The sequence below is a fragment of the Nocardia sp. NPDC050710 genome, assembly GCF_040654375.1.
In the GTDB taxonomy this organism is placed as follows: Bacteria; Actinomycetota; Actinomycetes; order Mycobacteriales; family Mycobacteriaceae; genus Nocardia.
Genome location: NZ_JBFAHV010000034.1, coordinates 40,946 through 56,485 on the forward strand (window position 1 = coordinate 40,946; position 15,540 = coordinate 56,485).

Genomic DNA, 15,540 nt, shown 5'->3' on the forward strand with positions numbered 1-15,540 from the left:
CGCCGGCATCCTCTCCAGCCTCGGATCGGTGCGCACCGCGCTCACCGAGCAATTCGCCGGGGGCTATCGGGCCGGGATCGGGCCCGCGAGGAGGTCCAGCAGGGCGGTGCGGATCGGGGGGCGGGAGCCGAATACCAGGGTGAATCCGGCTTCGCGCAGGGTGCGGTCGGCGATGCCGCCGCGCTGGGCGGCGCCGCTGCCGATGGCCGCGACCAGGGTCGAGGCGGCGCGCACGGCCAGTTCCGAGGCGTGGGCCCGGGCGAGATAGATGTCGGATTGCCCAGACAGCGAGTCGTCGAGTTCGGTTCGGACGCGGGCGGATTCGGCGGCCAGCGCGGTGGCGTCGAGGCCGAGCCGGGTGAGTTCGGTGCGGACCCGGCGCACCACACCCAGCGACAGTGATCCGTTGCGCCAGGCGGCGAGAATGAACGACGCGTGGAAGCTGCGCAGCGAAATGCGGTTGTCCACCGCGGAATCGGGGACGAACAGGCCGTCGAAGGTCAGCTTCACGGTGCGGCTCGCATCGGCGGCGGCGAGCGGCAGCGCGGTGGAACGGACGGCGGGCCCGTCCAATGCGGGAATCATCGCGCTGATCAATGAATGCGGATCGTCGGCATCGCGGGCCATCACGCCGATGACATCGATCAGGCCCCACCCGGTGACGAACGGCGCGCTCCCGTGCAGCAGATAGCCGCCGTTCACCCGGTGCGCGACCAGGCTCGCCCGATCATCGGCGCCCGCGTAGCTCACCCCCGACCGCACCCGTCCGTGTCGTAGATCCTCGGTAAGGCTCTCGCGCAGTTCATGATTCGGTGATGTGGCGATGCGCCGAGCCACACCGAGATGCTGTGCCCACACGAAGGTGGTCGCCAGACATCCGGCCACCAGGATCTCCCCGACCTCGCTGAAGGTGGCGATATCGAGGTCGTCGGACATGGTGGCGCCGTAGAACCCGTTGGCGGCGAGTAGGTCGAAATGCTGGGCGGGGATCACGCCGGTGCGATCGACCGCATCGGCGTGCGGTGCGAATACCTCGTCGGACAACTGCTGCGCGCGCTCGATCCACGAATTCACGACACCATCTTGGGTCATGGACCGGCCTCGCCGCACGCCGCCGAACGATCCGGGAGCGGCGATATCGGACCTGCGCGGCACTATCGCGAGATCAGACCCGCGCGGTACTGCCGCGCTGCAGCCCCTTGTAGTCGTAGTAGCGGGAGATCACCGCGCCGAGCACCAGGCCGATGGTCAGGCCGAGGCCGGTCATCCACACCGCCCGGCCGAGTCCGGCGCTGAACCTCGCCTCGAAGTAGAGGATGGAACGGATGCCGAGGAATACCTGGTGCATCGGTTCGAATCGGGCCAGCCAGCCGAAGTATTGCGGGGTGGCCTCGATCGGCACGGTGCCGCCCGAGGAGGGCAGCCCGAGGATGACGAACAGGATCAGATTCACCAGCAGACCGGCCGAGCCGATCGCCGCCAATATCGACAGCCCGGTGATGCCCACCGCGAGGATCGCGAACGCACCGTAGAGGAAGAGCGCGAGCGGCTGGGTGATCGGCATACCGAGGGCATTGGCGATGATCATGAAGATCCCGGACACGATATTGGCCACCAGCAGCATCACCCCCCACTTGATCAGCAGCGTCTTGAAACGTGAGATCGGGGTCGGCGGGTAATGCACGTACCAGGGGCCGTACTCCGTCGGCACGAATCCGAGCGCGGCGTCGATCATGGTGTGGATGGTCATCGAGCCGATCACGCCGACCAGGAGCAGCAGCAGCGCGTAGAAGAAGGCGGTCAGTCCCTGCCCGGTACCGTCGGGTAGCGGGCGGAACTCCTCGGTGACCAGGTGTAATGGACTCTCCAGCGTCACCAGGGTCGCACCGGTCAGTTCGGGGGCGGGCGCACCGCCGGGCTGCGGTGTCAGCTGGGCGCGCACCTGCTCGGTCAGCTGCTCGCCGATTTTCGCGTTCACCTGTGGATAGATCTGGGTGCCGATCCGATTGACGATCTGGGTGGCGAAGGCGCCGGTGCGCGGGTTGGTCTGCAGCGTGATGATCGGCCGCTCGACATCTCCGGGGACCACGCTGGCCACGCCGAGTATGCCGAGCCGCTTGGAGAAATCGCTGGGGATGATGATCGCGCCGTACACCTTGCCGGACTGCATTTGTAGCTGGGCCTCGTTGATGCCCAGTTCCCGCAGATCGATCCGGTCCGCGGGCACGGCTCGACTGATGCCGTCGGCCACCTGCTTGCCGAAGTTGACCTGCTGTTGCTGACCTGGCGGGCCGAGGGTGTCACCCACATCCTGATCGACCAACGCGATCGGGAAGTCGTGCAGATTGTCTTCCGGGTCGACGACATAGGCCAGATACATGAAGCCGAGCAGGGATGCCAGCAGGATCAGCACACCGACCGGGGACAGCACCGCGCGGACCCAGGAGCGACGCTCGGACCGGTTGTTGTTGCCCCCTGCCGTACTTCCGCTCTCGGTAGCCGTCACGTTTCGGACGGTAACAGCAGATCCGGCCCGTGTTAGGGAGCTTCGCCGGACGATTGCTCCGCAAAGACGGTGGCGGTGATCGTCGGTCGAGTTCCACCCGTAGAATGACTATTGCCCCCAGCCCGCCCGAATAGGGAGCAAACGGTGACCAACGCCGAAATGCCGGTTGACAGCACTCCAGTTACCGCGACTTCCGCTGCCGCGGATGTCGACGAGAACGAGCCACGCGAGGAGTGTGGAGTCTTCGGAGTCTGGGCGCCGAGCGAGGATGTGGCCAAGCTCACGTATTACGGCCTCTATGCGCTACAGCACCGTGGACAGGAGGCGGCGGGCATCGCGGTCTCCGATGGTTCGCAGATTCTGGTCTTCAAGGATCTCGGGCTGGTCAGCCAGGTATTCGACGAGCAGACGCTGGCCGCCATGCCGGGTCATATCGCCGTCGGCCACTGCCGCTACTCCACCACCGGCGGAGTGACGTGGGAAAACGCCCAGCCGATTTTCCGCACCACCGCCGTCGGCTCCGGACTCGCCCTGGGACATAACGGAAATCTGGTCAATACCGCCGAATTGGCTAGTCGGGCACGGGAACTCGGGTTGATCGGTAACTCGGTCTCCGGCGGTCGTCCGCAGCCGGTCGGCGCGACCTCCGACTCCGACGTGATGACCGCGCTGCTGGCGCACGCCGCCGCGGATTCCAGCATCGAGCAGGCGGCCATGCAGCTGCTGCCGACGCTGAAGGGCGCCTTCTGCCTGACCTTCATGGATGAGCACACTCTGTACGCCGCGCGCGACCCGCACGGTGTGCGCCCGCTGTGTCTCGGCCGCCTGGAGCGTGGCTGGGTCGTTGCCAGCGAAACCGCCGCCCTCGACATCGTCGGCGCGGCCTTCGTCCGTGAGATCGAGCCGGGCGAACTGCTGGCGATCGACGCCGATGGCGTCCGGTCCATGCGTTTCGCCAATCCCGAACCCAAGGGCTGCGTCTTCGAGTACGTCTACCTGGCCCGCCCCGACACCACCATCTCCGGCCGTTCGGTGCATGCGACCCGGGTCGAGATCGGTCGTCGCCTGGCCAAGGAGCATCCGGTCGACGCCGATCTGGTGATCCCGGTCCCGGAATCCGGTACCCCGGCCGCGGTCGGCTACGCGCAGGGTTCCGGTGTGCCGTACGGGCAGGGGCTGATGAAGAACGCCTATGTCGGGCGTACCTTCATCCAGCCCAGTCAGACCATTCGCCAGCTCGGTATCCGGCTGAAGCTGAATCCGCTGCGCGAGGTGATCCGCGGTAAGCGGCTGATCGTGGTGGACGACTCCATCGTGCGCGGCAACACCCAGCGCGCGCTGATCCGGATGCTGCGCGAGGCGGGCGCGTTGGAGATCCACGTGCGCATCGCCTCGCCGCCGGTGAAGTGGCCCTGCTTCTACGGCATCGACTTCGCCTCGCGGGCCGAGTTGATCGCCAACGGCGCGGGCGCCGAGGACAGCTACGAAGAAATGGTGGAGGGCGTACGCCGGTCCATCGGCGCCGACACCCTCGGCTACATCTCCACCGAGGGCATGATCGCCGCCACCGAACAGCCGCGCTCGCGGCTGTGCAGCGCCTGCTTCGACGGTGACTACCCGATTCCGCTGCCCGCCGAGGCGGCGATCGGGAAGAACGTGCTCGAGGGTGTGCTCACCGGGCAGTCCGAGGCAATGCTGTTGGGCGAGAACGCGAATGCGAGCGCGCTGAGTCGTCCGTAAACCGAGTCGTCCGTAAACCGAGTCGTCCATAAATCGAGTCGTCCGCAATTCGGCGTCGTCCGCGTTGTAAACCACTCCGCGCGAACTCGGCGCCGCGCCGTGCTGTTGTTCGGCATCCGAACCCCGTTGTGCCACTGAGGCCATCCGGTACCGGGGACTCGTGACGGACCGGGCGAACCAGTGTGTTTGACCCGGGTCGCTTTCGGGTACCGCCCCAATCGTGTCCGGCTCCGTGTCATGGCCTACTCGAGACGCCGTGACCGGGCCTTTCGCGCGTACCTGGACGTTCGACCGGTGAACCGCGTCACCCGTGCATGATTCGCCGTCAGGCGGTCACCGCCCGGTGATTTTTCTTTGAAAACGCAACGTGCCGGAAATGGTTCGTGGGTACGGTCCCCAGCTATATCGGAAGTTCACCGCGTCCGTACCGGGCCTGTGATCCAGGAGAACGCGGTGCGGCGCGCTCGAGAAGTGGGGCTGGATGATGAGGGTTGCATGGACGCCTGGGGAGCGCAGACGAACCAAAGCGATTGCGGCAATCGGACTTGCGGCGCTGGTCGGTTCGGTGGTCGCGGGTTGTGGATCGGGACGCACCGGTGACGGCGGTGACGGAGCGGGTCTGGTCGTCGGCACCACCGACAAGATCTTCTCGCTGGATCCGGCGGCCGCCTACGACAACGGCTCGCTGGTGGCGGAGACCCAGATCTATTCGTATCTGCTGAATTTCAAGCCGGGCGACGCGACGCCCAAACCGGACGCCGCGGAGAAGTGCGAGTTCACCCAGCCGACCATCTATACCTGCAAGCTGCAGTCCGGTCTGAAGTTCGCGAACGGGAACCCGTTGACCGCCACGAGCGTCAAGTTCTCCTTCGATCGCATGCTCGGGATCAACGATCCCAACGGCCCCGCCTCACTGCTCGGCAATCTCGAGAAGACCGACGTGGTCGACCCGCTCACCGTCAATTTCACCTTGAAGGTCGCCAATGACCAGACCTTCCCCGCGATCCTGCCCACCCAGGCCGGGCCGATCGTGGACGAGAAGGTCTACCCGGCCGACAAGGTGATGGCCGACGAGGACGTGGTCGCGGCCAAGGGCTACTCCGGTCCGTACACCATCGCCAGCTACGACAAGAACAAGCTGGTCGAATACCGGGCCAATCCGGACTACAAGGGCATTCTCGGCACCCCGAAGACGTCCAATGTCTCGGCCAAGTACTACGCCACCACCGACAACCTGAAACTCGATCTGCAGAACGGCGCGATCGACGCGGGCTACCGGTCCTTCACCCCGTCGGATATCGAATCGCTGCGCGCGAGCGACAAGGTGAAGGTGCTCGAAGGTCCGGGTGGCGAGCTGCGATACATCGTGTTCAACATGAACACGATGCCGGGCGGCACCCCGGAACAGAAGCTGGCCGTGCGCAAGGCGGTCGCCTCCTCGCTGGACCGGGCGGCATTGGCGCAGGGCGTCTACAAGAACACCTACCTGCCCGCGTATTCCTCGGTGCCGCAGGGTATGCCGGGTGCGGCCGAACCCTTCAAGGAGATCTACGGCGCGGGCCCGAACAAGGATGCCGCCACGAAGTTCCTGGCCGACGCCGGGGTCGCGGCGCCGGTGGAGCTCAACCTGCAATACAACCCGGACCACTACGGCGGCAGTTCGTCGGAAGAGTACGCGGCCATCAAGGCGCAACTGGAGGGTACCGGACTGTTCAAAGTCAACCTGCAGTCCACCGAATGGGTGAGCTACCAGCGGGAACGCGCGCGTGACGCGTATCCGCTCTACCAATTCGGTTGGTTCCCCGACTTCCCGGACCCGGACAACTACCTGACCCCGTTCTTCGCGCCGAACAACTTCCTGCAGAGTCATTTCGAGAATCCCGGCATCACCGCGCAATTGGTCGCCGAGACCACCCAGCCGGATAAGGACAAGCGCCTCGAGCTGATCGAGCAGGTGCAGCGTGACCTCGCGCAGAACTTCCTGCCGATCGTTCCGCTGCTGTCCGGCAAGCAGATCGGTGTGGCGGGCACGGGCGTACAGGGCATGGAGGAGACGCTCGATCCGTCCTTCAAATTCCGATACACGGTGCTGAGCAAGTGAATGAAGCGTCGCACGGCGACTCGATGAGGGGTGGTCACCGGGCGGCGGGTGGGTCATCCGCGGTTGCCGGGTCCGAATCGGCTGTTGAGCCGAATCGGACCCGGCGGTTCGGGCTGCCGCGAATCGGGGTATCGGGACTTCGCAAGGGCGACGGCGACTCTCGCCAACTCGCGCTGGTGCGGTACCTCGGCGTTCGGCTGCTGCTGATCCCGCTCACCGCGTGGATTCTGGTCACGGTCGTCTTCTTCCTGATGCGGGTGATCGGCGATCCGATCAGCGCCGCGATGGGCGGCCGGATGACTCAGGAACAGATCGAAATCCGCAAGGAGGAGGCCGGTCTGAACCGGCCGATCCTGACCCAGTACTGGGAGTACATCTCCGGGCTGCTGCACGGCGATTTCGGGCAGGCGCAGGATCATCGGCAGATCAGCGATGTCATCGCCACCTACGGTGCGGCGACGTTGGAGTTGGTGTTCTGGGCGCTGCTCGTCGCCTTCGCGGTCGGCATTCCCCTGGGCAGATACGCGGCGACACATCGGGATACGGTGGCCGACGCGGGGCTGCGGTTATTCGGGATCCTGGCCTACGCGGCGCCCGTGTTCTTCGTCGGTCTGCTGCTCAAACTGCTGTTCGGGGTGAAGCTGGGCTGGTTGCCGGTGTCCGGGCGGGCCGGCGTGAACGTCGAACTCCAGCTACAGCATGTCTCGCCGAAGACGAACATCCTGTTCATCGACGCAATCCTCTACGGCGACACGGATTATCTGATCGACGTGGTGAAACACGCTGTGCTGCCCGCGATCGCGCTCGGCTTGCTGACCGCGGGGGTATTCCTGCGGCTGGTGCGGATCAATCTGATCCAGACGCTGCGCAGCGACTACGTGGATGCCGCGCGAGCGCGCGGACTGTCGGCACGGGTGGTCACCGGCCGGCATGCGGTGCGCAACGCCATGATTCCCATCGTCACGGTGATGGGCATGTACATCGCGATGATGTTGGGCGGCGCGGTGCTCACCGAGACGACCTTCGAGTGGAAGGGGCTCGGCTTCCAGCTCGCGGAGTACCTGAAGGCTCGCGATTTCATCGCGGTACAGGGGATTGTCGCGTTCATCGCGGTGGTCATCGCGGTGATGAGCTTCTTCGTCGATGCCATTGTGGCCCTGATCGATCCGAGGGTGAGGTTCTGATGACCGCGCCGGAATTGGTGGCCGAACCGGTCCCGGGCGCACCTGTGCCCGCGGTGGTGCGCCGCCGCGGAATACCGGGTCTGCGGCTGATCTCGATGACCTCCGGATTGCAGCGAGCGACCCTGCTGTTCGGACTCGTCCTCATCGTATTATTCGTGGTGGTCGCGGTTTTCGCGCCACTCATCGCACCCTACGGTTCCGCACAGGAGTCCGCGGACGGGGTCAAATTCGTCGCCGACCAGGCGCCGTCCGCGCAGCACTGGTTCGGGACCTCGGTGCGCCAGGAGGATGTGTTCTCCCGGGTGATCTACGGTGCCCGCACCGCGTTGCTGGTGATCGTGCTGTCACTGGTGCTATCGCTGTTCGCCGGGGTTCCGCTCGGACTGATCTCCGGGTATGTGGGGCGCTGGGTGGACAAGGTGCTCGTGGTGTTCATGGACGCCATGTACGCCTTCCCGACGCTGCTGCTGGCCATCGTGGTCTCCATCGTGGTGGCGGGCGGCAAGTCGACCAGCTTCGGCGGCGTGTTCTCTGCGGCCGTCGCGATCACGGTCATCTTTGTGCCGCAATACTTCCGGGTGGTGCGCAATGCCACGGTGGCGGTGAAGAACGAACCATATGTGGACGCCGCCCGGGTGACCGGCGCGTCCACCATGCGCATCATGTTCCGGCACATCCTGGCCAATGTCACCCAGTCGTTGCCGGTGATCATCACCCTCAACGGTGCGGAGGCGATTCTGACGCTGGCCGGTCTCGGCTTCCTCGGTTTCGGCATCGAGCCGACCCAGGCCGCCGAATGGGGATACGACCTGAACAAGGCCATCGGCCCCGTCTCCAACGGGTACTGGTGGGAGGCCGTCTTCCCCGGGATCGCGATCGTACTGGTGGTGCTCGGTATGACGCTGGTCGGCGAGAGCCTCAACGAGGTCCTCAACCCGTTGCTGCGCACCCGCCGTACCGCCGCCCCGGCCGTCGTCGGTACCGATGTGGTCGTCGGGGCGGACGGCACGCCGGAGCCCACGGACAACTCCGTGCCCGTGACCGCATCGTTCGGCGCGGTTCCGGCGCTGGAACAGGCGGAATCGAGCGGTGCGGAAGGGGAGAAGACCGATGAGTGAGCAATCGACAACGGCCGAACCCGCGCTGTCCATCGAGGCGCTGTCGGTCACCTTCGCGACCGACGCCGGGCCGGTGCACGCGGTCAGCAATGTGTCCTATCGGGTGTACCCCGGCGAGGTGCTGGCCATCGTGGGGGAGTCCGGCTCCGGCAAATCGGTGAGCTCCCGCACCGCGATGGGGTTGCTGCCCGGCACCGCGCAGGTGCGCGGGACGGTCACCCTCGGCTCTCGAAATATCACCTCGATGAGCGAGCGGCAGCTCACCGCATTGCGCGGCGGCGCGATCTCGATGGTCTTCCAGGAGCCGGGGCTGGCGCTCGACCCGCTGTTCACCGTCGGCTTCCAGATCTCGGAAGCCCTTCGCGCCCATACAGGTATGAGTAAGAAGGCAGCCAAGGCGCGGTCGGTCGAGCTGCTGCGGATGGTCGGCCTGCCCGATCCGGAGCATCGGGTCGATTACTACCCGCATCAGCTCTCCGGCGGGCAGAAACAGCGCGTGGTGATCGCCATCGCCATCGCCTGCGAGCCCACGGTGATCATCGCCGACGAGCCGACCACCGCGCTCGACGTCACGGTGCAGGCCGAGATCCTGGAGCTGCTGCGCGATCTGCGCGATCGCCTCGGCAGTGCCATCGTGCTGATCACCCACAATATGGGCGTGGTGGCCGACCTGGCCGACCGGGTGGTGGTGATGCGCGACGGGCGGGTGGTCGAAACCGCCCCCGTGGCGGAGCTTTTCGCGAACCCGCGGGCCGAGTACACGCGCACGCTGCTCGCGGCGGTCCCGCACCTGGGCGCGCGGTGCGCGGTGCGCGCCGATCCGGTCCCGGACGACTCGGTGCGGGCCGCCGCGGCGGACGGCATCGCGGTACGGTGTGCCGACCCGGAAGAACCGGCGGCCGAGCCGCGGGCGAGCGCCGCCGGTTCCGGGCCGGATACAGCCGCCGCGCCGAGCCCGGACAGCTCGGGCGCGTCGTCGATTTCGGAAACCTCCGATTCCGTACCGACCCCCGTACTCGAGGTCCGCGATCTCGTGGTCGAGTTCCCCGGTCCGTTCGGCAGGCCGAGATTCCGTGCTGTCGACGAGGTGAACCTGACCATCGGCGCGGGCGAAACCCTCGGCTTGGTGGGCGAATCCGGTTCGGGGAAGTCCACCATCGGCCGATGTGTTGCGGCGTTGCAGCGCCCCAGCTCCGGGGTGGTGCGGATTCGCGGGCGGGATATCGCCGGGCTCTCGCAGCGGCAGCTGCGGCCGATCCGGCGGCGCTTCGGATTCGTCTTCCAGGATCCGGCCAGCTCGCTCAACCCACGGCTCACTGTCGGGGAGTGCGTCGCCGAGCCGCTCATCGTGCACAAGATGGGCAACGCCGCGCAGATTCGCACCCGGGTGCGCGCACTGCTCGATGACGTCGCGCTGCCCGCGGGCGCCGAACGCCGCTACCCGCACGAATTGTCCGGCGGACAACGGCAGCGCGCCAGCCTGGCCCGCGCCCTGATACTTGACCCGGATCTGCTGGTGGCCGACGAGCCCACCAGTGCGCTCGACGTCTCGGTGCAGGCCGCGGTGCTGGAGCTGTTCGCGCAATTGCAGCGCGAATGCGGTTGGGCCTGCCTGTTCATCAGCCACGACCTCGCGGTGGTCGACCAGCTGGCCGACCGCATCGTGGTGCTGCGCGACGGCGCGGTGGTGGAGCAGGGTGATCGGGATCGGATCCTGCGCGCACCCGAGCGGGACTACACGCGACGGCTGGTCGCCGCGGTTCCGGTGCCCGACCCGGTCGAACAGCGCCGCCGCCGCGAGCGGACCGCGGCGCTGTTCGCCACCGAGGTCGCCGACTGAGCGACTCGCGGCCCGGGTGGCGAGCGCGCGGCCCGGGCATTGCGCCGCAGCGCGGTCGGGGTGATCGTTGACCGTGTATCGCGGCCGTGTCGGGGGTACGGTGGTGCTGATCCGAGCGCGACCCAGCGCTCGGCAGCCAGATAACCTGGAGCTTTACAGCTCCCATACGGCGAGGTCCCAGAGATTGTCAATAGGGCGAGCCAACTCCGGTGCAAGCTCGTTATCGGACTCCGGTAGCGTGAGCAGGCATCTATCCGCCGATTCGGTTTGGAGCTTTCCCCGAAAATGACTGAACAGACCCCCAGCGGTTCCGGCGCCTCTTACGCCGCGGCAGGCGTGGACATCGAAGCCGGTGACCGTGCAGTCGAGTTGTTCGGACCATTGGCGAAGAAGGCCAGCCGTCCCGAGGTGCAGGGCGGACTTGGCGGATTCGCCGGACTGTTCGCGCTCAAGGGTGGTTACCGCGAGCCGCTGCTCGCGGCCTCCACCGACGGCGTCGGAACCAAGATCGCGGTCGCGCAGGCCATGGACAAGCACGACACCGTCGGGCTGGACTTGGTCGCCATGGTCGTGGACGATCTGGTGGTCTGCGGCGCCGAACCACTGTTCCTGCAGGACTACATCGCCATCGGCAAGGTCGTCCCGGAGAAGGTGGCCGAGCTGGTCTCCGGCATCGCCGAAGGTTGTGTGAAGGCGGGCTGCGCTCTGCTCGGCGGCGAGACCGCCGAACATCCGGGTCTGATGGATCCGGACGATTACGACCTCTCCGCGACCGGCGTCGGCGTGGTCGAGGCCGACTCGGTGCTCGGCCCCGACCGGGTGCGCCCCGGCGATGTGGTGATCGCCATGGGCTCCTCGGGCCTGCACTCCAACGGCTACAGCCTGGCCCGCAAGGTGCTGCTCGATATCGACCGGATGTCGTTGACCGGGCATGTCGAGGAGTTCGGCCGCACCCTCGGTGAGGAGTTGCTCGAGCCGACCCGGATCTACGCGAAGGACTGCCTGGCGCTGATCGCCGAGACCGATGTGCGCACCTTCGCGCATATCACCGGCGGCGGCCTGGCCGCCAACCTGGCCCGGGTCCTGCCCGCGGGTATGGTGGCCGAGCTGGACCGCGGCACCTGGAATCCGGCTCCGGTCTTCAAGATGATCGCGCAGCGCGGCCGGGTCGACCGGACCGAGATGGAGAAGACCTTCAATATGGGTGTCGGCATGGTTGCCGTCGTCGCCCCGGAGGATGTGGACCGCGCCCTCGCGGTGCTCACCGCCCGCCACATCGAGTGCTGGACGCTCGGCACGGTGAAGAAGGCCAAGGACGCCGACGCCCTGCGCGCGGTCCTGGTCGGCGAGCACCCGCGCTTCTGAACCGCAACGACGAAGAACCCCGTGGGTCCCGGCCCACGGGGTTCTTCGTCGTTCGAGCAAGCCCGGATCCGTTGCCTCCCAAAAGGAGACAGCAAAACCGGCATCAGCGTCCCACATCGTCGATGCGGGACGCTGATGTCGTTATGGCAAGCCTCTATGGCGATGTCCGCAAAACGGTGTCAACGTTTGAAGGGGGAGGCCCGTCGGCCTCCCCCTTCAACGTGAATCCGAGTCAGCGGCGCCAGTCGTCGTAGTCGTCGTCCTCTTCCCAACGGGATGAGGACGCGTCCGCGTCGTGCTCATCGGACAGCACACCACCACTCATCTGGGAGTTGGGGCTACCCGAAAGCTCGCGCTGAAGGCTCGCGAAGTCGGTCGGCGCTGAGCTGTACTTCAGCTCGCGTGCGACCTTGGTCTGCTTTGCCTTAGCCCGGCCACGGCCCATGGCTGACCCCCTCGCGTCACTGCGGGGCGGCCTGGGGTTTGTTGGCGGCCCCGTTCGAATTAATACTCTTCCTGACAGACACTTTAGCGTGTGTCCGGCGGTCGCGCTTCCATGAGTGGCGGAAGAACTCCGGAACCGACGCCGTTTGCCCGGTTGTCGCCATCGATCGGAGCTATCAGAGGACGCCCGGGATTGCCCGGATCACCCCCACCCGGGCGCCGCCGCCGAGTACCGGCAGGGCCGCGAGTTCGGTGTGCGCGTCGGTCCAGTCGATTCCCATTCGATGCAGAATCGCCAGCGTCAGGGGCATTCGCGCGCGGTCGTGTCCATCGTCGATCTTGTAGGCGAAGGCCCGGCCATCCGGGAACGCCCCCGCGTGCACGCCATCCGCGCCCATCTTGCAGAACAGGCTCGGGGTGACCTCCATGGTCAGCAAATCCGGTCCGTTGGTGCCCGAAATCACTCGCGGATTCGCCCGGATCGCCTCCGCCACCCGGCGTTCCGGTGATCCCGGCGCGGCGGTCGCGATGGTCGCGAAGGCGCGGGCCAGATTCATCAGCGACACCGGAATGATCGGCAGCCCGCAGCCGTCGATGCCGAGATCGGATTCGGGTTCACCGGTCAGATCGGTGATGGTCGCGATCACTGCCTGTTGCAGCGGATGCGTCTCATCGAGGTAGCCCTCGGTCGGCCAACCATTGATCGCGCAGGTCGCGAGCATTGCCGCGTGCTTGCCGGAGCAGTTCATGTAGATCCGGCGCGGCTCCTCGGCCAGTACGGCGGCCCTGGCGTGTTCCTCGAACGGATAGTCCGGCGGGCATTCCAGGGCCTTCTCGTCGAAGCCGAATCGGTCCAGCAGCCGCCGCACCAGCGCGATGTGGTCCGGTTCGCCGAAGTGCGAGGCCGTCGCGATCGCCAGCTCCGCCTCGTCGACGGGGTCGAAGCCGTTGCGCAGCAGGGTGATCGCTTGCATCGGCTTATTGGTGGAGCGCGGGAAGATCGGCAGGTGCACCTCGCCGAGCGTGAGCGCTGGCTCGCCGTCCGCGCCCAGGACCACCACCGAGCCGCGGTGCACGCATTCGCGGAATCCGGACCGGACCACTTCGACGAGTTCGACGCTCATGGATTGACTCCCGTCGCCGGTGCCTCGGCGCGCTCACGCGCGGCGCGCTCGGCATTGGCGTGGCGGCGCGCGTGGCGCTCGATCTGCATCCGGACATCATCGGAGATCGTGGGCTCCGCGGCGAGCAGTACGGCGAGCAGATCCATATCGGTTCCGGTGAACAGGTCGCGGACCGTGACGCCGTGGTCCGGGATGTACACCACCTCGACCGGATCGTCGGCGCCGATGCTGCCCTCGGTCAGTACTCGCAGGTAGGCGCCGGTATCACTCTGCAGGGTGAACCGTTTGACCCACTGCGCCTCGCCGGACCAGTGCTGGAACGTCGCGCACGGCACCCGGGGGGCGCTGACCTCGAGCAGGGTCTCGCCGATCGCCCAGCGCGCACCGATCACGGCGTCGCTGACCGCGAGCCCCGCGATGCGCAGATTCTCGCCGAACCAGCCCGCGGGCAGTTCGCGGCCGAGTTCGGCGCCCCAGCGCTGAGCATCGTGTTCGGCGTAGGCGTAAACGGCCTGGTGTATGCCGCCGTGATTCTTGGTATCGCAGACGTGATCGCCCTCCAACCCGAGGGCGGTGACCTGGACCCGCCCCGTTCGTGGTCGCTTGTCGATGGCCGTGCGACCGACGCGGCCGGGCGCATCCAGCTCGGCGTGGACGGTGCACACCGCGAGTACGCGGGCGGACTCATCGGAGGGCATCGGCACGGTCCCTTTCGTCATGTGGTCGCTGGGCGGAGTACTCGACGCTGAGCGGGTTGTGGCAGCGGCCCGCGGCGGGTGCGGGCCGCTCGGCGGGGGTTTCGGCGTGCGGACGCCGGGACGGGCCGTACCCGCCGCGGGCCGCGCGTCGGTCGGTTCAACGCCCGCGCAGCCGGTCGACGGCCAGCCTGCCGGCCTGCGGGGCGTCGTCGTCCGGCATCGAGTCGGGGTCGATGGCCGCGGCGGTGGGGCCCGCGGTCAGCTGGGTGTCGGCCGGGATGGTGCGTTTGATCAGGGCCAGCGCGATCGGACCGAGTTCATAGTGGTCGACGACGGTGCCGAGGCGCCCGACCGTGCGCCCGCCCGCGGTGACGTCCTCGCCCTGCGCCGGGCGCTCGTCGGCCGAGCCGTCCAGGTGCAGCAGTAACAGATGCCGAGGCGGCTTGCCGAGGTTGTGCACCCGGGCCACGGTCTCCTGACCGCGATAGCAGCCTTTGTCCAGATGCACCGCGCCGTGTTCGGCGACCCCGCCGATCCAGCGGGCCTCGTGCGGGATGGTGCGCTCGTCGGTGTCGACGCCGATGCGGGGCCGCACCGCCGCGACCCGCAGCGCCTCGAAGGTCCACATGCCCGCCGGTTCGGCGCCCGCCGCGGTCAGCCGGGACCACCAGTCGACGAGCCGGTCGCGCGGGACGATCAGATCGAAGGAGTCGGCGGTGGGCCACGGCATGCGGCGCAGGAATCCGCCGCCGTCCAGCGGCGCCGCCTCGTACACGCCGGGAAGTTCGGTCAGGCCGAGTGCGTCGGTCAGTGTCGCCACCCGGGGGCCGAGCAGGCTCAGCACCGCGTGGTCGGATGCCTCGCGCGGCGCGGCGTCGGCCCAGAAGACCATCTTGCTCAGAAATGACAGCAGCTCGGGTCCGCGCTCGGCCTCGGTATCGATCCACACCGTGGCATCCAGATCGGTGAGCACGAAATGGTGCAGAACCCGGCCGTTGAGATCGAGGTCGAGGTTCTCCGCCGACTGCCGATCACCCAGGCCGGCGATGTGCTGGCTGGTGATGGTGTGCAGCCAGGTGAGGCGTTCGGCGCCGGTGATGCTCAGAACGAAACGATGCGATCGGTCGACGATCGCCACCCGCTCCGCCGCGGCCTTCTGTTCACCGAACGGGTCACCGTAATGCCAGGCCACAGCGGCATCCGGGGAACCGGGCGCACCCGGGACGGCGCCCGAAACGGAGAGTATGGGGCTGGGTACAACGACCACGGACACGTTGACCACTCTAGGCGTCGCCGGTGCGAGGCGCCGCAAGCACCCTTTTCGGCGTCGCCCGGCGACGGGTCGCCGAGCACGGGACGCGTCGAGCGACCACCCGGCATCCCCGGGTTTTGCCGAGGCGCCAACGGATTTCGTACACCC

General features: G+C 67.1%; 12 protein-coding genes. 6 read left to right on the top strand and 6 right to left on the bottom strand.

The annotated features are described in order from the left end of the window. Positions 1-63 precede the first annotated feature (63 nt). Both AB0H61_RS35930 and AB0H61_RS35935 read right to left on the bottom strand, forming a co-directional pair. Positions 64-1,074 (bottom strand): acyl-CoA dehydrogenase, encoded by a 1,011-nt coding sequence (locus tag AB0H61_RS35930; RefSeq protein ID WP_357312550.1) that lies wholly within the window; start codon positions 1,072-1,074, stop codon positions 64-66. A gap of 91 nt (positions 1,075-1,165) precedes the next feature. After that, the gene (locus AB0H61_RS35935) at positions 1,166-2,506 is read right to left on the bottom strand and encodes an ABC transporter permease (RefSeq protein WP_357312553.1); all 1,341 of its coding nucleotides are present in this window, start codon (positions 2,504-2,506) and stop codon (positions 1,166-1,168) included. Positions 2,507-2,650: 144 nt separating this feature from the next. On the opposite strand from AB0H61_RS35935, the gene purF reads away from it, so the two are divergent. The 6 genes from purF to purM all read left to right on the top strand — a co-directional run bounded on the left by purF (position 2,651) and on the right by purM (position 11,854). Next, a complete protein-coding gene (gene purF / locus AB0H61_RS35940; RefSeq protein ID WP_357312556.1) occupies positions 2,651-4,246 on the top strand; it encodes an amidophosphoribosyltransferase in 1,596 nt (531 codons plus the stop codon). 484 nt (positions 4,247-4,730) lie between these two features. Beyond that, positions 4,731-6,347 (top strand): ABC transporter substrate-binding protein, encoded by a 1,617-nt coding sequence (locus AB0H61_RS35945; protein WP_357312601.1) that lies wholly within the window; start codon positions 4,731-4,733, stop codon positions 6,345-6,347. A gap of 173 nt (positions 6,348-6,520) precedes the next feature. After that, on the top strand, positions 6,521-7,531 hold the full coding sequence (locus AB0H61_RS35950) for an ABC transporter permease (RefSeq protein ID WP_357312603.1): 1,011 nt from the start codon (positions 6,521-6,523) through the stop codon (positions 7,529-7,531). 95 nt (positions 7,532-7,626) lie between these two features. Next, a complete protein-coding gene (locus AB0H61_RS35955) occupies positions 7,627-8,649 on the top strand; it encodes an ABC transporter permease (RefSeq protein ID WP_357312606.1) in 1,023 nt (340 codons plus the stop codon). Next, positions 8,642-10,489 (top strand): ABC transporter ATP-binding protein, encoded by a 1,848-nt coding sequence (locus AB0H61_RS35960; protein ID WP_357312557.1) that lies wholly within the window; start codon positions 8,642-8,644, stop codon positions 10,487-10,489. Before AB0H61_RS35955 ends, AB0H61_RS35960 begins: the two co-directional genes overlap by 8 nt. A 285-nt stretch (positions 10,490-10,774) precedes the next feature. Beyond that, positions 10,775-11,854: a phosphoribosylformylglycinamidine cyclo-ligase gene (gene purM / locus AB0H61_RS35965; RefSeq protein WP_357312560.1), complete on the top strand. Its 1,080-nt coding sequence runs from the start codon at positions 10,775-10,777 to the stop codon at positions 11,852-11,854. Positions 11,855-12,086: 232 nt separating this feature from the next. On the opposite strand, the gene AB0H61_RS35970 is transcribed toward purM, so the two are convergent. The 4 genes from AB0H61_RS35970 to AB0H61_RS35985 form a co-directional block, all read right to left on the bottom strand. Further along, positions 12,087-12,299, bottom strand: coding sequence for a DUF3073 domain-containing protein (locus AB0H61_RS35970; RefSeq protein ID WP_357312561.1), 213 nt, complete (start codon positions 12,297-12,299; stop codon positions 12,087-12,089). Between the two features lie 175 nt (positions 12,300-12,474). Then, positions 12,475-13,422 carry an asparaginase gene (locus AB0H61_RS35975; RefSeq protein ID WP_357312564.1) on the bottom strand — a complete coding sequence of 316 codons (948 nt, stop codon included), beginning with the start codon at positions 13,420-13,422 and terminating at the stop codon, positions 12,475-12,477. Further along, entirely contained in the window at positions 13,419-14,120 is a 702-nt protein-coding gene (locus AB0H61_RS35980) for an MOSC domain-containing protein (RefSeq protein WP_357312567.1), read from the bottom strand. Before AB0H61_RS35980 ends, AB0H61_RS35975 begins: the two co-directional genes overlap by 4 nt. A 157-nt stretch (positions 14,121-14,277) precedes the next feature. Further along, entirely contained in the window at positions 14,278-15,393 is a 1,116-nt protein-coding gene (locus AB0H61_RS35985; RefSeq protein WP_357312569.1) for a folate-binding protein, read from the bottom strand. Positions 15,394-15,540 lie beyond the last annotated feature (147 nt).

Coding starts and splice junctions, on each gene's coding strand:
- AB0H61_RS35945 (WP_357312601.1), top strand. CDS start 4,731: ATGAGGGTTGCATGGACGCCTGGGGAGCGCAGACGAACCAAAGCGATT.
- AB0H61_RS35955 (WP_357312606.1), top strand. CDS start 7,627: ATGACCTCCGGATTGCAGCGAGCGACCCTGCTGTTCGGACTCGTCCTC.
- purM (WP_357312560.1), top strand. CDS start 10,775: ATGACTGAACAGACCCCCAGCGGTTCCGGCGCCTCTTACGCCGCGGCA.
- AB0H61_RS35970 (WP_357312561.1), bottom strand. CDS start 12,299: ATGGGCCGTGGCCGGGCTAAGGCAAAGCAGACCAAGGTCGCACGCGAG.
- AB0H61_RS35960 (WP_357312557.1), top strand. CDS start 8,642: ATGAGTGAGCAATCGACAACGGCCGAACCCGCGCTGTCCATCGAGGCG.
- AB0H61_RS35975 (WP_357312564.1), bottom strand. CDS start 13,422: ATGAGCGTCGAACTCGTCGAAGTGGTCCGGTCCGGATTCCGCGAATGC.
- AB0H61_RS35980 (WP_357312567.1), bottom strand. CDS start 14,120: ATGCCCTCCGATGAGTCCGCCCGCGTACTCGCGGTGTGCACCGTCCAC.